Raw genomic sequence first — 18,783 nt, 5'->3', positions numbered from 1 at the left:
CCCCGCTCTCCCCCGCCCCCCCCCCCCCCCCCACCCCCCCCCATCACGCGGGCCACTCTGGCCCCACCCCCTCCCCCCCCCCCCCGCCCCGCCCCCCCCCGCTCCTACAAAAAAACAGCGCCTACTCCAATAGCTTTGCCCAGCCGTGCATGCCGTCCACGCGGCTCAGCACCAGCTTCACGCAGACCAGCAGCGGTACTGCCAGCAGCAGGCCGACCATGCCCCACAGCCAGCCGAACAACATCAGCGCCAGGATCAGCATCAGCGGCGATATCGCCATGCGCCGGCCGAGCACGATAGGCGTAATCAATTGCCCCTCCAGCGTATGCAGGGCCAGGTAGGCCAGCGCCGGCAGCAAGGCAGTCAGTGGATCGCGGAATTCGACGAAGCCCATCAGCAGCATCAGCACGATGCCAATCAATGGCCCGACATACGGGGCGAAATTCAGCAGCGCGGCCACCGTGCCCCACAGCAGGGCCTCGGGCAGGGCGATGCCGAGCAGCATCAGCACGCCGGACAGGATCAGGCCCAGGCCGACGTTGATGATGGTGATGGTCAGCACGTAGCGCGACAGCTCGCGCTCGATGGAGCGCAGGATCTCGGCGGTGAAGCGCTTCTGCTGGCGGTTGGGCAGCAGCGCGATCACGTGCCGCTGCAGGTTTTCGCCGTAGATCATGAAGAACAGGGTCAGCAGCACCACCGCCAGCGCCGAGGCGGCCAGCTTGGGCGTGCGCACCAGTGCTTTGTAGGGATCGTCGAGCTGGGTGCGGATCACCTGCACCTTGCGGTTGCCTTCGCCGCCGGCAGCGCGGGCGAAGCTCTCCGCCGCCAGGTTGGCCTGCTGCACCGGTTTGACGAAGTCCTGCACCTGCCGCGAGATCTGCCGCATCTGCTGCGGCGCTTCCTGCACCCATTCGGTGGCGGGGCCGGCCAATTGCACGGTCAGTGCGGCACTGCCAGCCAGGCCCGCCGCCAACACCAGCAGTGCGCCGAGAAAGCGCGGCAGGTGCAGTTTCTGCAGCAGGCGGATGATGGGGTTGCCGATCAGCGCGAAGAACATCGCCAACAGCACCGGCAGGATTACTTCCTGCGCGGCCCACAGCGTATAGCCCACTGCCAGCGTCGCCAGCACCACCAGCGAGACAGGGGCGCGTGGGCGTGGAGCAGGGGTTTCAGTGGGGCGGGGTGTGGCTTCGGGCAACGGGTCAGACATGCGGGCAGCGCTCCGTGAACGGAACGGCGCGCAAGAGCGCCGTGCTCAGGATTCTGACAGTTCTGTCGCCGCTTCGGCGGGGCCGGGTGGCGTGCTGTTGCTGCGCGCCGTGGTGGCGTTAGCGGCGGGCGGCGGCGTGCCGTCCTCGTCGCTCTCGTCGTCGCCTTCATCAGCATCGGCCGCAGCCTGCCCGGCCATCACGCCCGCCGCAGCCGCAGCGGCGGCAAACGAGGCCACCGATGCCTGCGCGCTGCTGACCAGCCCGGACACCGAGCCGATCATCTGCAGCCAGCGGCTGCCGCTGAAGGCACCACCGGGTTCCAGCTTTCCGGCCAGGAAGCCGCCGGCCAGACCGACCACCACGATGCGGCCGGGCGTCCACGCGCTGCGCCAGCTCTGGTTGAGCTGGTTCCAGTGTTGGGTGGCTTCCTCGCCACGCACCTGCACCACGGCTTCAGCGCGGCGTACACGGCGTTGCAGGGCTTCAAAATTCACGGTGTGTGCTCCCCGGGGATCTTCACTTCGGCATCGGGGTCTTCGCCATCGGGCTCATCAAACAAGCCCAGCCGCGACAACTGCCGGCGGGTGGCATGCATGCCGGTGTGGTGGAAGAAGTACGACACCCGCCAGATCGCATAGCCGGTGACGGCCAGGCTGGTGAGGGTGGGGATCAGCAGCGAGACGAACAGCGACAAGCCCATGTATTGCAGCATTGCCACCGCGGTGGCTGCCAACAGCAGCCACGCCGAGGCGCCGAATACGATGGCCACGCCGCTCCACGCCAATGAACGACCAAACGCGCTGCGCGCCAAGGCCAGGTCGGCCGAAGCCAGCCTGCGCAGGGAGCGCAGCGTGTTGGAAGCCGAGTCCAGCGTCTGCCGGCCGGCCGCGCCAACCTGACGGATGCTTTCTTCCAGCCCGGGCGCCTGGCCCGGGGTGGAATCGTCGCCAGTAGGCGGTGTTGCGTTATCGCTCACGCCGATCAGTCGTTGCTGCGGGCGAGTTTGGCGATGATCCAGCCTGCGGCGAAGGCCACGCCGAACGAGGCCAGCGGACGCTCACGGATGAGGTCGGCGGCGCTGTCGAGCAGGTCCTTGCCCTTGTCCATCAGTGCATCAACCTGTTCCTTGGCAGCGGCACCGCCCAGTTCAGCGGCAGCCAGGCCGGACAGCGCGCTGTCGGACAGTTCGGCCTTCATGTTGGCCTTGCCCAGACGCAGTTCGTCACTGGCAGCACCGGCAGCGCCCTTGACGGCCGAGCCAGCGGCGGAAGCGGCGGACTTCAGGTGTGCGCCAGCCTCGCCCAGGTGGTCCTTCATGTTCTCGGTATTGGTGGGGCTCATCGTGATCTCCTGGTTTCAGCGGGTGCGCCAGATGGCGCGCGGTTGCAACAGAACTCAACAAATAGCAGTTGCCGGGTGTAAACAACGTTACGCCGGCACAACAAGTTGCTCACTTGAGCATCATCGCATCATCAATTGGCCACGTTGGCTGCCACCGCGCAGGATGCTCAACACCAGCTGCGGCGGGCGTTGGCCGAAGCTTGCGCGCCAGCCGGCGAGGTCGGTGAACGCACCGCTGCTGGCTGCAAGAATCACATCGCCACTGGCCAAACCTGATTGCGCGGCGCGGCTGCCGCGTGCCACTTCGCTGACCAGCACGCCGTTGATGCCGGCCTGACGCAGTGATTCGGGCAGATCGGCGAAGGTTGCACCGCTCAGGCGCGGGTCCAGCGTGTCGCCGGCTACTGCGCGCGGTTGTTCCTTCAAGGTGGCCTTGAGCTGCAGCGGCTTGCCGTCGCGGCGCACTTCCAGATCGACCGTGCGGCCCACCGTGGAGAGACCTTCAAAGTTATGCAGGGCCTGCGCGCTGTCCACACGCTGCCCGTTGATCGCGGTGACCACGTCGCCCGCCTTTACACCGGCCGCCGCTGCGCCGGAACCGGGCAGCACCCGCGTCACCAGTGCACCACGCGCCTCTTCCAGGCCCAGCCCCTGCGCGATCTGCGGCGTCAGGTTCTGGGTTTCCACGCCCAGCGTGCCGCGCACCACCACGCCCTTGGTGATCAGCTGCTCGACCACGTCGCGGGCCAGATTGGACGGAATGGCCAGGCCCAGGCCGATGTTGCCGGCCATGCTGCCCTGCGGGTTGTAGCTGGCGGTATTGATGCCGACCAGCTGGCCGTTGAGGTTGACCAGTGCGCCACCGGAGTTGCCCGGGTTGATCGAGGCATCGGTCTGGATGAAGTTCTGGTAGCCCAGCCCGCGGATGCCGCTGCGGCCCACCGCCGAGACGATGCCCGAGGTGACGGTCTGGCTGAAGCCGAACGGGTTGCCGATCGCTACCACGAAGTCGCCCACGCGCAGCTGGTCGCTGTTACCCAGCGGCAGCGCGGTGAGCTTTTCGGCGGGGATGCGGATCAGGGCGATGTCGGTGTCGCGGTCCGAGCCGAGGAACTCGGCCTTGACCGTGCGGCCGTCGGCCAGGGTGACCTGTACGTCGTCGGCGTTCTCGACCACGTGGTGGTTGGTGAGCACGTAGCCGCGCGCTGCATCGATGATCACGCCCGAGCCCAGTGACTCGTTGATGCGCTCCTGTGGCACCTGCGGGAACAGGCGGCGGAAGAACGGGTCATCGAAGTAGGGGTTGCGTACCCGCACCACTTGTTTGGTATTGACGCTGACCACGGCCGGCATGGCCTGCTCCAGCATCGGCGCCAGCGACGGCACCGCCTGCCCGGCGACCGCGGACGGTAGCGCGGCGGTGGTGGGCAATACCGTGCTCAGTGAGGCAGCGTCGGCGCGGTTGTCCAGGTGGGCATTGATGGCGGAGACGGTGAATCCACCAAAGGCGGCGGCCAGGGCCAGGGTCAGCAGGGTCGGGATGGGTCGCATTGCCGGGGGTTCCATGCGGGGGCGCCCGAGGGCGGCGCCGGGGTGGGCGGGTTGCTGAACACGAGTGTGGCGGGGGGCAGCTAAATCGGCAATGAAACTTCTGCATTGCCGCAATCCCAAGAGGCCCAAGCCCTGCAGGGAATGCAATAGCCCGACGGCTGATTTTTCGTTTGACATCACCCCGTGGGTGGGTAAGCTTGGCCGGGTCATCACCCACTAGATGTTGGGTTGATGTGAAAAGCGTCCCCAAGCAGTAGGGTTTAGTGCTCGGGGTGCAAGCACCCCAACGGAAGGCGTGCAATGACCGCGACAGTGATGCAGAAAACCGGTATTTCCCGGAATCCCCTCATCCCGCCGACAGGCGCGTAAATACGCGCCTGCGCGTCGTTGTCTTTGCTGCCTGGCCTGTTTGGGAAAAGAAAAATCGCACCGCAAGGTGCCCCAGGAGAGTTTCCACAATCATGAGTACGGTGCGTCTGGAAGTGGTCAGCAATCAAACCAAGTCGGACATGATCCCTCTGCAACCTGCCTCGCAGGACATCTGGGAAAAGAAGTACCGCCTCACGACCAAGGCGGGCGAAGCGCTGGATGCCGATATCGACGGCACCTACCTGCGCGTGGCCCGTGCCCTGGCTGACGCCGAGGCCACCGACGACAAGCGCGCCTACTGGTACGAGCGTTTCGCCTGGGCCCTGCGCCGCGGCGCGATCCCGGCTGGCCGCATCACTTCCAATGCCGGCGCCCAGCAGCACAAGCCGGCCACCAGCACCATCAACTGCACCGTGTCGGGCACCATCACCGACTCGATGGACGGCATTCTTGAGAAGGTCCACGAAGCGGGCCTGACCTTGAAGGCGGGCTGCGGTATCGGCTACGAGTTCAGCACCCTGCGTCCGCGCGGTGCCTTCGTTGCCGGCGCTGGCGCCTACACCTCCGGGCCGATGTCCTTCATGGATATCTACGACAAGATGTGCTTCACCGTGTCCTCGGCCGGTGGCCGTCGTGGCGCGCAGATGGGCACCTTCGACGTATCCCACCCGGACGTTAAGGACTTCATCCGCGCCAAGCGCGAAGACGGCCGCCTGCGTCAGTTCAACCTGTCGCTGCTGATCACTGACGGCTTCATGGACGCGGTCAACACCGATGCCGACTGGCAGCTGGTGTTCCCGATCAACACCAAGGAACAGGCCGAGCTGGACCCGTCCAGCGGTGAGGAAGTGGTGTGGCGCGAATGGCCGACCCACGAGAACTACATCGTCCGCGACGACGGCCTGGTGGCCTGCAAGGTGTATGGCCACATCCGTGCCCGTCACCTGTGGGACATGATCATGGTCTCCACCTATGACTACGCCGAGCCGGGTTTCATCCTGATCGACCGCGTCAACGAGATGAACAACAACTGGTGGTGCGAAAACATCCGTGCAACCAACCCCTGTGGCGAGCAGCCGTTGCCGCCGTACGGCGCCTGCCTGCTTGGCTCGGTGAACCTGACCAAGTTCGTGCGTGACCCGTTCACCGACAAGGCCTCGTTCGATTGGGACGAGTACAAGGAAGTGGTGCGCGTGTTCACCCGCATGCTCGACAACGTGGTCGAAGTGAACGGACTGCCGCTGGAACAGCAGCGCAACGAGATCATGCGCAAGCGCCGCCACGGCATGGGCTTCCTCGGCCTGGGCAGCACCATGACCATGCTGCAGATGAAGTACGGCAGCACCGAGTCCTGCGAATTCACCGAAGCCATCGCCCGCGACATGGCCGTCGCTGGCTGGGAAACCGGCCTGGAACTGGCCCGTGAGAAGGGCGCCGCCCCGATCATGGAAGAGCAGTTCCCGGTCACCGCCGCGATGCTGCGCCAGCGTCCGGAAATGAAGAAGGACGGCTGGAAGCTCGGCCAGAAGATCGCCGGCAAGGTGCTGCACGCCCGCTACAGCCGCTACATGCAGCGCGTGGCCACGGTGGCCCCGGAGCTGGTGGAAGAACTGGCCACGGTCGGTTCGCGCTTCACCCACCACAGCTCCATTGCCCCGACCGGCACCATCAGTCTGTCGCTGGCCAACAACGCCTCCAACGGCATCGAGCCCTCGTTCGCGCACCATTACAGCCGTAATGTGATCCGCGAAGGCAAGAAGTCCAAGGAAAAGGTGGACGTGTTCTCGTTCGAGCTGCTGGCTTACCGCCAGCTGGTCAACGACAAGGCCATGCCGTTCTCCGACGAGGTTGACGCCAAGCTGCCGGAGTACTTCATCAGCGCCGACGACATCTCGCCCAAGGAACACGTGGACGTGCAGGCCGCCGCGCAGAAGTGGGTGGACAGCTCGATCTCCAAGACCGCCAACGTACCGACCGATTACCCGTACGAGCAGTTCAAGGACATCTACCGCTACGCCCACGAGCAGGGCCTGAAGGGTTGCACCACCTTCCGCTTCAACCCGGCTGCCTTCCAGGGCGTGCTGGTCAAGGAAGCGGATCTGGAAAACACCACCTACCGCTTCGAGCTGGAAGACGGCCAGACGGTAGAGGTCAAGGGCAACGAGCAGATCGAGTACGACGGCGAAATGCACACCGCCGCCAATCTGTTCGATGCACTGAAAGAAGGCTATTACGGCAAGTTCTAAGTGCCTTCATCGCCCTCCCTGCCGCGCGCTGGGAGGGCATGACGGTGGTTTTGCCGTCACCTTCATGTTGCGCGCTTGTTTCACGTTGCATCGGCTTCGATATAGCATCGCCACATTACAGACCCGATGCCCTTAGGAGGGCTTTATGAGCAATGGTAATGGTGTGACCGCGACCGTAACCCAGGTTGCCGAGAACGTGAAAGAAACCGTCAAGGAAACCGTCGCCCACGCCGGCGAGAGCATCGCGGCAACCGCCAGCGACGCCGTGGTCGCAGTGAAGGCCAGTGCAAAGAAGGTCGAGGCCGGCGCCAAGAAGCAGGTTGCCAAGGTCAAGAAAGCCGTCAAGAAGGCTGAAAAGGCAGTCAAGAAGGCTGAGAAGGTTGTCGCCAAGAAAGCCAGCGCGGCAAAGAAGGAAGTAAAGAAGAAGGTCGCCTCCGTCCGCCAGAAGCTGGAAGCCGCCAAGGCCAACGCCAAGGCTGAGGCCACCGAGCTGAAGAAGAAGGGCGCCGGCAAGCGCGCGGCGACCAAGAAGGCCATTGCCAAGGTCGAGAAGAAGGCCGCTACCAAGGTCGCCTCGGCCAAGAAGACGGTGAAGGCTGCAGAGAAGAAGGTCGCCAAGGCCGTCAGCAAGAAGGCTGCCGCCGCCAAAAAGTCGGTGAAGGCCACCGAGAAGAAGATTGCCAAGGCTGTCGTCAAGAAGACCACCGCTGCCAAGAAGGCAGTGAAGAAGGTCGAAAAGAAGGCCGCCAAGAAGGTCGCCGCCGTCAAGAAGACGGTGAAGGCCACTGAAAAGAAGGTCGCCAAGAAAGTAGCCGTCAGCAAGAAGACGGTTGCCAAGAAGGTTGCCCTGACCAAGAAGACCGTGGCCAAGAAGGCCGCTACCGCAAAGAAGACGGTTGCCAAGAAGGCCACCGCAGTAAAGAAGGCCGCCAAGAAGGCGACCCGCAAGTAAGCCGCACCGCGCACCCCGTCCCGCAAGGACGGGGTTGCTGCCACCTGCATCGCAGCACCACAACGTATAACCAGGATTCGTACCATGGCCGTCAAGATCGACAAGAAAATCAAGGGTTACTCCGTCGTCACCCCGGACGACAAAGCCCGTGAAGCAGCAGCGGCCAAGGCCCCGGCCACGGTGGCCCAGGACGAATCCACGATCGACAACATCGTGCACATGCACGAGCGCATCGAGCGCCCGGAAGTGCTGATCGGCAGCACCTACAAGATCAAATCACCGCTGGTGGAGCACGCTTTCTACGTGACCATCAACGACATCGTGCTCAACCAGGGCACCGAGCACGAGCTGCGCCGTCCGTTCGAGATCTTCATCAACTCCAAGTCGATGGAGCATTTCCAGTGGATCGTGGCGCTGACCCGCATCATGTCCGCCGTATTCCGCAAGGGCGGCGACGTCACCTTCATCGTTGACGAAATGAAGGCCGTGTTCGACCCGAAGGGCGGTTACTTCAAGGCCGGCGGCGTGTACATGCCGTCGCTGGTCGCCGAGCTCGGCTCCATCGTCGAAGAGCACATGAAGACCATCGGCCTGCTGCACGACCCGGAAATGAGCGCCCACCAGCGCGCCCTGATCGCCGAAAAGCGCAAGCAGTTCGAAGAACGCTCAAAAAAAAACAGTGAAGTAATCGCAGCACCGGCGCAAAGCGCCGCGCTCGCCCCCTCCCTTTCGCAAAGCGAAGGGGAGGGCCAGGGAGGGGTAGCTTCTGAGGTTTTCGTGCTTGAAGCCGACCCCGAAAGCGCCGACAACGGCAGCTTCCCAGCCGCCGCCACCATGTGCCACAAGTGCAGCACCAAGGCGCTTGTGATCATGGATGGCTGCCAGACTTGCTTGAATTGTGGATATAGCAAGTGCGGGTGACAGGCTTGGGATTTCGGTGAGAGGTTGGGCCAGGCGCATTATCGAGCCTGGCCCAACCTTTTTTGGGGAGTAAAAAACTAAGGATGGAGGAGTGGGTGTGTCGAATAAGGTGTCATTGTCGAGCGCGCAGATACTGGCATGGGGATCTGTGCTGCTGGGATTTGGGTTGGTTCAAGGTGTTATATACCTCAAATCATATTGGGGTCGCTTTCGTTTGGATCCGTTCCAGTTCGGAGATGCCAGTGGCTTAGCTGTGGTCGGAATGACCGCGGTCGGGGCAACTATTGCAATGATGTTCATCGCCGCATTGATTGGAAGTTCTTTGGGGAAAGAGATCGGTAGCTATCTAGAGGAGAGAAAGGTCCTGGCCGCTCTCGTCGTTTGCGCTTTTTCAGTGCTGCTGATAGCTCTTTGCCTTTTTGTTGATTTTGGTTGGTATCTAGTTGTCGGAATTCTAGCGACGTGGATATCGATCTGGATGGCATATCGGTCGCCCCGGATCCTCAAAATCATAGGCGATGCAGAGTTTCTGCCTTACGTTGCGTTTTCAATATTCTATGTTTCTCTCGGGGCCCACTACCTTGGTAAGCGGGAGGCCAATGATGTGGTTATGAGCCGGACAGGCATTCTGCTCGTCGCACCCTCTGCTGAGTTGAAAGGCCACAATTTCGCGGGAAGAATTGGTGACGTCTACGTGTTTTTCAATCCGACGGATGGTGGCGTTTCGTTGCTTCAAACGTCGGAAGTAGGGCGGCTCGTTCTAAAGACACGCAAGTGAGAGAGGTAGCCTGGGTAAGCACAGCGCACCCGGAGTGCAGCGACCAAGGGAAAACACGGGTCAGAGTAGGGTTTCCGCTCTGGCCCTTTGTTGTTAGATGTGCTTTGGATTGCCAGTATCAGCCGGACGAAGGGGAGCAGGTGCACTTCCGTTAAAGCAAGAAAGCTGGTTGCTTGTGGGAGCGGCGTAAGCCGCGAAGCTGACATTGCTGAAGCCCTCGGCATTTGTGTGATCTGATGATGTACGTGCTTCGCGGCTTACGCCGCTCCCAAAAATAGTCAATCTGCGCGAAAAAGATCGGAAAACAGGGTCAGAGTCGGGTTTCCGCTCTGGCCCTTTGTGGTTGTTGGCGACGAAGTAGTGTGGGTGTCGGCTCCCCTTGAACTCGGTCCATCGACTCTTACGGTCCCGGGTGCGCCCAGTTTGCCCTGGCTATAAAGGTGCATTTCTCCGGGGCAAATATTGGATATGATCCAGCGCCGAGTGCATTTCCAGATCCTTGGGGAAGGGGGTGATGGAGCCTCGGCATTCCATTTCAACCAGGGGGATGTATGCGGCATGTTCTTATCGCGCTGTTCGTAGTTTGCATGTTGCCTGCCTGTGTCAGCACAAAAACCGTCAAGGCGGATATGCCAACGCTGCAGCAGGCGAGGCATCAGACGGTGATCGTCAGCAAGCGGGAGTTGCCATCGTTTGGTGCGGTGACTGCCGGCAAGGCGGGGTTTGGCTTGATCGGTGCTGCCGCCATTATTTCCGCCGGAAATACGATTGTGAGAGAGAACCAGATCGAAGACCCGGCCGTAGCGATTGCGGATGGACTCAGTCGGGCGCTGGCGGAGAAATTGTCCGTGCCAGTGCGCTTGGCGGATGGCCTGCTGGACTCGACCAATCCTGCTGCGATGGCCAAGCAATACCCCGGCGCGGGTTTGCTGCTTGATGTCCAGACCGTCAACTGGAGCTTTGCGTACTTCCCGACCGATTGGAACAACTATCGGGTCATCTACAGCGTGAAACTGCGTTTGATCGATACGCGCACGGGCAAGCTTGTGGCGGAGGGTTTCTGCGCGCGGGTCCCGGAGTACAGCGATGACGCACCCAGCCACGAGCAGTTGCTTGGAAACAGCGCCGCCGAGCTCAAGGCGCGCTTGAAGCGTTCCGGTGAACAGTGCCAGGAAGAGCTGAAGTCGCAAACACTGGGCTTGACCTGATCGAGCTTGATCAGCGGCGGTAGTCTGGAGCCAAGGCGAGGTTTTCGCTCTGGCTCAACGCGTAGGGATCGGGATCAGAGTCGGCGTTTCTGTTCTGGCCTTCGTTCGCTAGGTGCTGCTGGCTTTATGGAATCAGCTGGATTTACTGCAGCAGGTGCGCGATGGTCCACGCCTTGGAGCTGATGAATCGTAAAGAAATTATCGACTTGTAGCCCTGTCGTTGAAGGTAATTTCTAACTTTATCAATGGATTGAAGTATTTCTCGGCTGGCAGTATCGTTTCTTGAATCGTAAAGAAATGAGCGCTGATCATGGCCCGTCCTTCCTCAGCCAGCGTCCTGCAGCTGCTTGATCTGCTTCAGAGCGGTGATCCGGTGCCGGCCGGCGAGTTGGTCGAAAAGCTGGCCGTCTCCCGTCCCGTCCTGTCGCGTTTGGTAGCCGAAGCCGGTGATCAGGTGCGCCGGGTTGGCAAGGCGCGCGCAACGGCCTACGTAGCCACGGCTCTGGTCCGGCCGAACACGTGGCCGCTTTACCGGATGGGCCCGGACGCCAACATGGAAGAGTTGGGCAGCTTGCACGCGCTGCGTGGAGACAGCTTCCTTTTTGAACCTACGGGCGATCATCCGAACCTCATGCGACAAGTGGATGGCCCGGCGGGCTACTTCCCTGGGCTGCCCTGGTTTCTGGATGACGTGCGCCCGCAAGGTTTCCTCGGCCGTTCCATGGCGCATCGATTGGGTCGGGCATTGGGTGTGCCCGTGGACCTGAAGAGCTGGCAGTCGCGCGACAATCTGCTCGGCATCCTGCATGGCGGCACCAGTGTCGGCGACCTGCTGTTGGGGCAGGCCGCCATCGACCGTGCGTTGCTGGATGTGGATGCGCCACCGGATCGGGTGGACATGGGCAGCCGGCACGAGGTCTACGCCATACGCGCCAGGGACGCCCTCGATGGCGAGGACGTAGGCTCATCTCCAGGTGGCGAGCAGCCCAAGTTCACGGCCACCGTTGTTACCGCTACTGGTCGCTACGCTGCGTTGGTCAAGTTCGCACTGCCATCGTTGAACCCGTTGGGTGCACGTTGGGCGGATCTGCTCATCTGTGAGCATCTGGCGTTGGCCACGCTGCGCGAGGCAGGCTTTCCGGCTGCCCGCACGCAGTTGCTGCGCAGCGACGAACACGTATTCCTTGAAGTAGAGCGGTTTGACCGCACTGCGGACGTATTGGGCAGGCGCGGTTTCGTTTCGTTGTTGGCGCTGGGTGCAGCCTTCATCGGTGAGGGACCGCGCGACTGGGGTCTGGCCGGGGAACAGCTCGTTGGTGAGCGACTGGTCAGCCGCGACACCGCCCAGAACATGGCGCGGTTGCATTGGTTCGGCAGATTCATCGGCAATACCGACATGCATCTCGGCAACATCGGTTTCCAGTTGGTCGACAGTGGCCTGCTGCCTCTGTGCCCGGCTTACGACATGTTGCCGATGTATATGGCCCCATCTGCGCAGAGCGGAAATGTTCGCGTACCCGCACTGATAAGCATCAATGCGCCCAGCAGGGCCGGGCCAGCGGCATTCATTGCGTGGGCTGCGCAGTTGGCCGTGCAGTTCTGGCAGCAGGTTGCGGATGCAGAGGTTGCCTTGGATATTCAGGCCATGGCTCGGCAGAACATCGAGGTGGTCCGCCGCTACGCCCAGCGCTTCGGCAGCTGAAAGAAAACCGGGGTCAATTCAGGGTCGGGTTTTTGCACTGGCCCTTGGTTGACAGGTGGGCTTGGGTCGCCCGATATCCGCAGGTTCTGCGTTGAGGGGGGCGACCTCAGCGAAGAGAACTCTGGCGTTTGACAGTCATGGTCTCGAGCTGGATTATTGTCGGCTGATCGCTTTTACGGCGAAAGGTTGCCTAATGGGCAGGTTGCGTTCGCGGCATCATCGGTACATGCATTGAAAAAGTTCTATAACAAGTGAAGGGGGAAGTGTGAAGAAGTTTCTGAAATGGATTTTTATTGCTTTCGTGGGTCTCATTGCACTGGGAATGATCATTCAGGCGACGAAGTCGCCCGAGCAGAAGGCCGCTGAAGCTGCTGAGCGCGAGAAGCTGGCCGCAGAGCGTGCTGACAAGAAGAAGGAAGAGGCTGCGCGAGTTGAAGCAGCAAAGGCCGCCAACCCGCAAGCTGAGACCGTTAAGCAGGATGGTGCTGCGGCTGGCGCGAAGAACGAAAATGCCATGGTGGATAGCCTGACCGGGCCTCAGAAGAATGCGTCCCGTTCTGCGGAGCAATACCTGAGCATGGCAGGGTTCTCGCGGAACGGACTTATTCACCAACTCTCGGCAGATGCTGGAGAGGGTTACAGTGTTGCCGATGCCACTGTTGCGGTGGATAGCCTGAATGCTAATTGGGATGAGCAGGCCGTTAGGTCCGCACAGCAGTATCTCAGCATGCAGGGTTTCTCCTGCAAGGGGCTCATTGAGCAGCTCTCGTCGAGTGCTGGCGAGAAATACACTGTGAGCCAAGCGACTCACGGCGCACGTCAAGCGGGTGCTTGCAACTAATAGTTGCCTTGGCTTGAATAAGGGGGGGCGGATTCGGATTCCGGCTCCGCCCCTTTTTTTGGAAGAAGGGAATTACCAAGGCATGCTTGGTCACTTCAGAGTCGGGCTTCCGCTCTGGCGAGCGTGACGACTGGATGTGATCGGCCTTGTCAGAGTCGATGGAAGTCAAGTGCAGTCGCGCAGGTTGATTGGTCGGAATTCCACTGTTCCTCACGCTCTACTGCGTTCTTGAAGCGCACCGCGAATGTTCTGGACAGCAGCCAAGAATGCGTCCTGATGATGCGACCAGCGGAGTTGGGTGAAAGTCAGGAGCGCAGGCCAAGCCAATGCTCTGTCTTGTCGCCCCAGTCCTCAGTGATTAGATACCCGCTGGGTAAATCCGGCATCACGCCAACTTGCGCACCCATGTATCCGACGGTTTCAGGAACGCTCCATCGATACCCAGCAACCGCATCAGCGGAACCGGCTTGCCGCTGCGGTTGTCGAGCAGTTGCGAGTGGCGTTCGCCGCACTGGTAAAGATGCTGTTCGCCCCACTGGCGCAGGGCAACCAGAATGGGGAACAGGCTCTCGCCCTTGGGCGTGAGCACGTACTCCTGATAGGCGGTGCCGTCCGATGCGGCGTGCAGCTGCAGGATGTCTGCGTCCACCAGCTTGCGCAGGCGGTCGGTAAGGATGTTGCGGGCCACGCCCAGGCCGCGCTGGAAGTCGCCAAAGCGGCGCACTCCGTCGAATGCGTCGCGCAGGATGAGCAGTGACCAGCGGTCGCCAACAAGGTCGAGGCTGCGTGCCACGGGGCAAGGGGAGTCGTTTTCTGGGCTGCGGCGGGACATGGTGGCTCCTGTGGCTGCGCCCATTGTAGTTGCATTTTAAAACTACTGTCCGCTAGCATCTATCTGGTTGCTATTTGCAACTGGACTGGGTCGGTCGTGAATTTGCCTTTGGAAAGCTCCCTGGAACACCGCGAGGCCACCACGCAGGCGCCGGGCGATGCGCTGCCGGCAGGTCTGGTATGGCTTTTCGCGATCGCCAGCGGGCTGTGCGTGGCCAATGTGTATTACGCGCAGCCCTTGCTGGACCTGCTGGCGGCATCACTGGGCATCAGCCTGGCTGCTGTCGGCAGCGTGGTGACTGCAACCCAGATAGGCAGCGCCTTGGCCTTGCTGCTGCTCGTGCCATTGGGCGACAGGCTGGAGCGGCGCCGCTTGATGCTGACCCAGCTGCTGGCCTTGGTGGTCGCGCTGCTGTGGGTGGCCTGGGCGCAGTCATCGTTGCTGTTGTTGGCGGGCATGCTGGCGATTGGTCTGCTCGGCACCGCGATGACGCAGGGACTGATTGCCTATGCCGCCAGTGCTGCTGGCGACAACGAGCGCGGGCGGGTAGTCGGTGCCGCGCAGGCAGGTGTGTTCATCGGCCTATTGATGGCGCGGGTGGTTGCTGGCGGCATCGCCGATCTGGGCGGCTGGCGTAGTGTCTATGTCGTTTCCGCACTGGTGATGTTGCTGCTGGCAGGCTTCCTCTATCGCAGGCTTCCGCGCCTGCCCGCGACCGCGGAGACAACGAGCTACGTGCAGCTGATTGCTTCCATGGCTCGACTGTTGCGACACGATCGGGTGCTGCAGATCCGTGGAGTATTGGCATTGTTGATGTTTGCGGCATTCAACATCTTCTGGAGTGCGCTGGTGTTGCCGCTGAGTGCGCCGCCTTTTGGCTACTCGCATACGGCTATTGGTGCATTCGGACTGGTTGGCGTGATCGGTGCGCTGGGTGCCACTGGTGCGGGCCGATGGGTCGATCGCGGGCGAGGTCAAACCGTCACCGCGATGGCCTTGTTGGTGTTGCTGCTCGCCTGGTGGCCGCTGTCGTTGATGCCAGTATCACTGTGGGCACTAGCCGCCGGCATCGTGCTGCTGGATCTGGGCGGGCAGGCACTGCACGTGAGCAACCAGAGCATGATTCTCCGCGAGCAGTCACAGGCACATAGCCGACTGGTTGGGTTGTACATGCTGTTCTATGCGGTCGGTAGCGGGGCGGGCGCGATTGCCACGACGGCAACGTACGCTCGGGCTGGCTGGAGTGGCGTCTGCATGCTGGGCGCAGCGACCTGTGGCGCTGCCGGAGTGCTCTGGCTTGTCACTCGGCGCTACATGCCTGAGCAGCTGCAGTAGCGAACAGCATTACTCAATGGGTGGATGCAGTGGCCCGGGCGCGTGGCGCCTACCCGGGCCACAACAGCGAAGCTTCAGTGCGTAAATCGGTACGTTGGACGGAGTGGTATCGACCTCAGTTGCCAACACCAATCTGCTTCATGAAAGCGGCGTTGTCCCAGTACAGGAATTCCTCGGTCATCTGCCCCTGTGCATTCCAGTGCCCAATGGTGACCATCGGCAGGCGATACTTCTTGTTGGTGGGCTGGATCACGGTGCCGTCGCCCAACACCATCGGCTTGCTGAAGGTGCCTTCGATGAAGCCAGCGACGGCTGTCCACTCGGCATTGGCCGAGCCGAAACGCACCGGGTGCTCGGTGATCCGGTTGTCGGGTGCGAAGGTCCACATGAAATCCAGCTCCTTGATGTGGTCGGGCAAGCCGGTGGTGGTGTGGCCGTCCGGGTAGTGCACGACGATGTCCTTGGCGTGACTCAGGTGCAGATCGTCCCATTGCTGCTTTGTGTAGACGCGGAAATCCAGGTCATCGAAGGTGGCCAGGTTTCTGGCCAAGGCCGGCGGCATTCCCTGCACTGCGGGTGTTGCTTCGCCCACCTTGCTGGGGGGCCAGCTATTGGTTGGTGGCTCTGCAGCATGTGCAGTCACAACCGTGGTGAGTGCAACGGAAACAGCGAAGGCGATTCGTTTAACGGCATTCATTGAACGGCTCCTGCAAGGTGTGTGCTGAGGTAACGACGTTCGTGGTGTTCCAACCGTCGCCGCAAAAGCCGACTGGGCAGGCTGGAAGTTGAGGAAGAATGAGCCGCACCTGGTTTTGAGTGTGTGAAGCGGCCAGGGTGCAGGATTTCGTCTTCTTGCCGCTTCACGTATCGGTATTGTTGCCAGCCCCGCGCATTCAATTTCAGGAACCAGAAGCTACAATCGGCCGATTCCCACTGCGTGACCGGGAACTACATGGATGCAACGTACTGATTACTTGGGGTGGAACATGAAAGTCCGGATTTTTGGAGTGTCGTTGCTTGTTGGCCTGCTGCTGGGTTGCAAGCAGATGCCAGCAGGTGAAGCTGAGGGCATCGCTGCTGCAACTACGGTGCCCGAGTCGCCCGTCAAGCCCGGTGCAGATCCTGCCGGTGAAATCGTGGACACCGAGTCCTCCCCCTATGAAGAGGGCGACCCCGAGGGCGATGCCCCGACGCCCGCGGCTTTCGATCACGAGCCCAGCTGCGAGGAAAACCCGCTGGCGACGCACTTCTTTACCCTTGTGGGTGGCAATACCGTGGACAACTGCGGACGTGCCGATCCCAAGGTGACTGCAGCATTCGATGCGCTGCTGAAAGAGGCCGCACAGGGCGACATCGCCGATCCGGAGGCGCCATCGCAGCGCGACCGGCTGCTCAGTGGCCCCAGCGCACCCGGTATGCCAAAGGCGCTTGGTAGCGAGACATGGTGGTTCTACACCGCGTGTCAGGCGCATCAGTGCGACACGCAGCAGCTGGCAATGCTCTACCAGCCCGGTCAGGGCAAGATGGTTGGTCGCTTGGTATCGCGTTGCAAAGTGTGGTGGTTGGGAAGTCCGACAGCCGAGCAGCGTGCGCTGATCGATGAAACCAAGCCGGTGGATCCTGCGCTGCTGAAGGATGATGCGCCGTGCGAGGAAGAAGGCTGAGCGAAGCAGGCCTGGATGCGCCCGTGATTCGTACCTGGGATATGCGCATCAAGTTCGCGGAGCTATTGAATAGCGTTTGTTGGAGCGGTGTAAGCCGCGGTGCCGGGAACCTGTGTGGACCTGTGGGCTGTGCAATTGCATCTTGCACGCGGCGTTTGGAACCGTAGCTTCGCGGCTTACGCCGCTCCTACAAGAGCGGTCACGTCATTGCCGCGCAGCGTGCAGATTGTAGGAGCGACGTCAGTCGCGAAGCTGGGAATCCTTGCGAACCTAAGAGGTATGCAATTGCAGAGATCCTTGGGCTTTTGGGTTCTTTGGCTTCGCGGCTTACGCCGCTCCTACAAAAAGCGGGATCAGCCCGCAGCGTTATACGGCGGGTAGTCGATATAGCCCTTGCCATTGCCGCCATAGAAGGTGGTCGGGTCGGCCTTGGCAAGCGGGTAGCCGTTGCGCAGACGCTCGACCAGATCCGGGTTGCTGATGAATGGTACGCCAAAGCCAACCAGGTCGATCTGGCCTTGGTTGATCAGCTGCTGGGCTGAGTCGCGGTTCAGTCCACCGGCAAGAATCAAGGTGGTTTCCGGCAGCTTGCTCTTGATGGTCTTGAGCAACGCGTTGAAACCGGCCTGGCCTGACTCGCTGCTTGAATAGCCGGCCTGGTTCATCAGGTGTACGAAGCTGAGTTTGCGCTTGCCGATGGCGTCGGTCAGTGCAGTGTAGGTCTCATCGGTCTGCGGGTAGGCCGGCATGTCGAAGATGTTGCCGTACGGCGAGAGGCGGATGCCGGTGCGGTCAGCGCCAATGCGAGCGACGATGGCGTCAATGACTTCCAGCGTGAAGCGGATGCGGTTCTCCAGCGTATTGGCCGAGTATTGATCGCAGCGATCGTTAACCAGTGGGTTGAGGAACTGCTCGTGCAGGTAGCCGTTGGCGCCGTGGATTTCCACGCCATCAAAACCTGCATCGATCGCGTTCTGCGCGGCCTGGGCAAAGTCGTTCACCACCCGCGCTACTTCTTCGGTGGTCAGCTGGCGCGGTGCCGGCGGGTCGACCATATCGGGCACGCCTTGCTCGTTGTAACCAAAGGCCTTGGAGTTGGCAGGCTGCTTGCTGCTGGCACTCACCGGTGCGCGGCCGTCGGCCTGGATGGACGGGTGTGACATACGGCCGACGTGCCACAACTGCGCGACGATCTTGCCGCCGAGCGCGTGTACCGAGTTGGTGGTCAGGCGCCAACCTTCGATCTGCTCTGGCGTATAGATGCCGGGATTGAACAGGTAGCCCTGGCCTTCGCGCGAGATCGGCGTGCCTTCGCTGACGATCAGGCCGGCGCTGGCGCGTTGGGCGTAGTACAGGGCCACGCGCTCGTCGGCGATGTCGTCCGCTGCGCGCGAGCGGGTCATCGGCGCCATGACGATACGATTGGAAAGGGCGGTTCCAGCAAGCTTGTACGGTTCGAAAAGCGAGGTCATTTCAGTGTTCCGGGAAAGCGATTGGGGGAGGGCATGGCCTGATAGCTGCGGCCCGGCGGCTGCCAAGCCGCTGACCCTGAAGACATGGGCATGCGCGCTGGTGCTCACAACGCGCTGAGATGGAAAGCAGAGTTGCGGTTTGCGGAATGCTCCGGATTTCCGACCGCACCTGTTTGCGGATGAAGCGTAGGTTCAGGTCGGACGGTAAGCAGCGAGAGATGAAGCCGAGTCGTTTTTTTTAGGAGCGGGGGGGGGGGCGCGGCGGCCGGGGGGGGGGGGCCCCACCAGAGGGGGGGGGGGGGGGGTGGGGGGGGGGGGGGGGGGGGGGGGGGGGGGGGCGGCGGGGGGGGGGGGGGG

At 61.8% G+C, this 18,783-nt stretch carries 17 protein-coding genes; 9 read left to right on the top strand and 8 right to left on the bottom strand.

Annotated elements, in window-relative coordinates:
• Positions 1 to 121: 121 nt before the first annotated feature.
• From ACVOLZ_RS20615 to ACVOLZ_RS20595, 5 genes are all read right to left on the bottom strand, one after another.
• The gene (locus tag ACVOLZ_RS20615) at positions 122 to 1,213 is read right to left on the bottom strand and encodes an AI-2E family transporter (protein ID WP_481517761.1); all 1,092 of its coding nucleotides are present in this window, start codon (positions 1,211 to 1,213) and stop codon (positions 122 to 124) included.
• Positions 1,214 to 1,258: 45 nt separating this feature from the next.
• The gene (locus tag ACVOLZ_RS20610) at positions 1,259 to 1,708 is read right to left on the bottom strand and encodes a protein sip-5 (protein ID WP_481517760.1); all 450 of its coding nucleotides are present in this window, start codon (positions 1,706 to 1,708) and stop codon (positions 1,259 to 1,261) included.
• Positions 1,705 to 2,190 carry a phage holin family protein gene (locus ACVOLZ_RS20605; protein ID WP_481517759.1) on the bottom strand — a complete coding sequence of 162 codons (486 nt, stop codon included), beginning with the start codon at positions 2,188 to 2,190 and terminating at the stop codon, positions 1,705 to 1,707. Before ACVOLZ_RS20605 ends, ACVOLZ_RS20610 begins: the two co-directional genes overlap by 4 nt.
• 5 nt (positions 2,191 to 2,195) lie before the next feature.
• Positions 2,196 to 2,555: a hypothetical protein gene (locus ACVOLZ_RS20600; protein WP_481517758.1), complete on the bottom strand. Its 360-nt coding sequence runs from the start codon at positions 2,553 to 2,555 to the stop codon at positions 2,196 to 2,198.
• 120 nt (positions 2,556 to 2,675) lie between these two features.
• Positions 2,676 to 4,106 carry a Do family serine endopeptidase gene (locus ACVOLZ_RS20595; protein ID WP_481517757.1) on the bottom strand — a complete coding sequence of 477 codons (1,431 nt, stop codon included), beginning with the start codon at positions 4,104 to 4,106 and terminating at the stop codon, positions 2,676 to 2,678.
• A 461-nt stretch (positions 4,107 to 4,567) separates the two neighbouring features.
• Between ACVOLZ_RS20595 and ACVOLZ_RS20590 the strand changes: the two genes are divergently transcribed.
• The 7 genes from ACVOLZ_RS20590 (at position 4,568) to ACVOLZ_RS20560 (ending at position 13,123) form a co-directional block, all read left to right on the top strand.
• Positions 4,568 to 6,721 carry an adenosylcobalamin-dependent ribonucleoside-diphosphate reductase gene (locus tag ACVOLZ_RS20590; protein ID WP_481517756.1) on the top strand — a complete coding sequence of 718 codons (2,154 nt, stop codon included), beginning with the start codon at positions 4,568 to 4,570 and terminating at the stop codon, positions 6,719 to 6,721.
• A gap of 145 nt (positions 6,722 to 6,866) precedes the next feature.
• A complete protein-coding gene (locus tag ACVOLZ_RS20585; protein WP_481517755.1) occupies positions 6,867 to 7,673 on the top strand; it encodes a histone in 807 nt (268 codons plus the stop codon).
• A gap of 84 nt (positions 7,674 to 7,757) precedes the next feature.
• Positions 7,758 to 8,594, top strand: a complete 837-nt coding sequence (locus ACVOLZ_RS20580) for a TSCPD domain-containing protein (RefSeq protein WP_481517754.1) — start codon at positions 7,758 to 7,760, stop codon at positions 8,592 to 8,594.
• Between the two features lie 97 nt (positions 8,595 to 8,691).
• Positions 8,692 to 9,372 carry a hypothetical protein gene (locus ACVOLZ_RS20575; RefSeq protein ID WP_481517753.1) on the top strand — a complete coding sequence of 227 codons (681 nt, stop codon included), beginning with the start codon at positions 8,692 to 8,694 and terminating at the stop codon, positions 9,370 to 9,372.
• A gap of 551 nt (positions 9,373 to 9,923) precedes the next feature.
• Positions 9,924 to 10,580 (top strand): hypothetical protein, encoded by a 657-nt coding sequence (locus tag ACVOLZ_RS20570; RefSeq protein ID WP_481517752.1) that lies wholly within the window; start codon positions 9,924 to 9,926, stop codon positions 10,578 to 10,580.
• A gap of 310 nt (positions 10,581 to 10,890) precedes the next feature.
• On the top strand, positions 10,891 to 12,282 hold the full coding sequence (gene yjjJ, locus ACVOLZ_RS20565; RefSeq protein ID WP_481517751.1) for a type II toxin-antitoxin system HipA family toxin YjjJ: 1,392 nt from the start codon (positions 10,891 to 10,893) through the stop codon (positions 12,280 to 12,282).
• 265 nt (positions 12,283 to 12,547) lie between these two features.
• Positions 12,548 to 13,123, top strand: coding sequence for an Ltp family lipoprotein (locus ACVOLZ_RS20560; protein WP_481517750.1), 576 nt, complete (start codon positions 12,548 to 12,550; stop codon positions 13,121 to 13,123).
• 385 nt (positions 13,124 to 13,508) lie between these two features.
• Here ACVOLZ_RS20560 and ACVOLZ_RS20555 read toward each other — a convergent pair whose 3' ends face one another.
• Positions 13,509 to 13,955 carry a winged helix-turn-helix transcriptional regulator gene (locus ACVOLZ_RS20555; RefSeq protein ID WP_481517749.1) on the bottom strand — a complete coding sequence of 149 codons (447 nt, stop codon included), beginning with the start codon at positions 13,953 to 13,955 and terminating at the stop codon, positions 13,509 to 13,511.
• Positions 13,956 to 14,051: 96 nt separating this feature from the next.
• On the opposite strand from ACVOLZ_RS20555, the gene ACVOLZ_RS20550 reads away from it, so the two are divergent.
• Positions 14,052 to 15,290: an MFS transporter gene (locus ACVOLZ_RS20550; RefSeq protein WP_481517748.1), complete on the top strand. Its 1,239-nt coding sequence runs from the start codon at positions 14,052 to 14,054 to the stop codon at positions 15,288 to 15,290.
• A gap of 115 nt (positions 15,291 to 15,405) precedes the next feature.
• Here ACVOLZ_RS20550 and ACVOLZ_RS20545 read toward each other — a convergent pair whose 3' ends face one another.
• Complete coding sequence (locus ACVOLZ_RS20545; protein WP_481517747.1) at positions 15,406 to 15,987, bottom strand: ester cyclase; 582 nt, start codon at positions 15,985 to 15,987, stop codon at positions 15,406 to 15,408.
• A gap of 289 nt (positions 15,988 to 16,276) precedes the next feature.
• Between ACVOLZ_RS20545 and ACVOLZ_RS20540 the strand changes: the two genes are divergently transcribed.
• Complete coding sequence (locus ACVOLZ_RS20540) at positions 16,277 to 16,954, top strand: hypothetical protein (protein ID WP_481517746.1); 678 nt, start codon at positions 16,277 to 16,279, stop codon at positions 16,952 to 16,954.
• Between the two features lie 353 nt (positions 16,955 to 17,307).
• Here the strand turns inward: ACVOLZ_RS20540 and ACVOLZ_RS20535 are convergent, their stop codons facing one another.
• Positions 17,308 to 18,426, bottom strand: coding sequence for an alkene reductase (locus ACVOLZ_RS20535; RefSeq protein WP_481517745.1), 1,119 nt, complete (start codon positions 18,424 to 18,426; stop codon positions 17,308 to 17,310).
• Positions 18,427 to 18,783 lie beyond the last annotated feature (357 nt).

Source organism: Stenotrophomonas sp. STEN020 (assembly GCF_056760195.1).
The sequence above is the reverse complement of the archived record's forward strand: the minus strand, read 5'-3'. Positions and strand labels throughout refer to the sequence as shown.

Coding starts and splice junctions, on each gene's coding strand:
- ACVOLZ_RS20615 (WP_481517761.1), bottom strand. CDS start 1,213: ATGTCTGACCCGTTGCCCGAAGCCACACCCCGCCCCACTGAAACCCCT.
- ACVOLZ_RS20600 (WP_481517758.1), bottom strand. CDS start 2,555: ATGAGCCCCACCAATACCGAGAACATGAAGGACCACCTGGGCGAGGCT.
- ACVOLZ_RS20595 (WP_481517757.1), bottom strand. CDS start 4,106: ATGCGACCCATCCCGACCCTGCTGACCCTGGCCCTGGCCGCCGCCTTT.
- ACVOLZ_RS20590 (WP_481517756.1), top strand. CDS start 4,568: ATGAGTACGGTGCGTCTGGAAGTGGTCAGCAATCAAACCAAGTCGGAC.
- ACVOLZ_RS20585 (WP_481517755.1), top strand. CDS start 6,867: ATGAGCAATGGTAATGGTGTGACCGCGACCGTAACCCAGGTTGCCGAG.
- ACVOLZ_RS20580 (WP_481517754.1), top strand. CDS start 7,758: ATGGCCGTCAAGATCGACAAGAAAATCAAGGGTTACTCCGTCGTCACC.
- ACVOLZ_RS20570 (WP_481517752.1), top strand. CDS start 9,924: ATGCGGCATGTTCTTATCGCGCTGTTCGTAGTTTGCATGTTGCCTGCC.
- yjjJ (WP_481517751.1), top strand. CDS start 10,891: ATGGCCCGTCCTTCCTCAGCCAGCGTCCTGCAGCTGCTTGATCTGCTT.
- ACVOLZ_RS20555 (WP_481517749.1), bottom strand. CDS start 13,955: ATGTCCCGCCGCAGCCCAGAAAACGACTCCCCTTGCCCCGTGGCACGC.
- ACVOLZ_RS20545 (WP_481517747.1), bottom strand. CDS start 15,987: ATGAATGCCGTTAAACGAATCGCCTTCGCTGTTTCCGTTGCACTCACC.
- ACVOLZ_RS20540 (WP_481517746.1), top strand. CDS start 16,277: ATGAAAGTCCGGATTTTTGGAGTGTCGTTGCTTGTTGGCCTGCTGCTG.
- ACVOLZ_RS20535 (WP_481517745.1), bottom strand. CDS start 18,426: ATGACCTCGCTTTTCGAACCGTACAAGCTTGCTGGAACCGCCCTTTCC.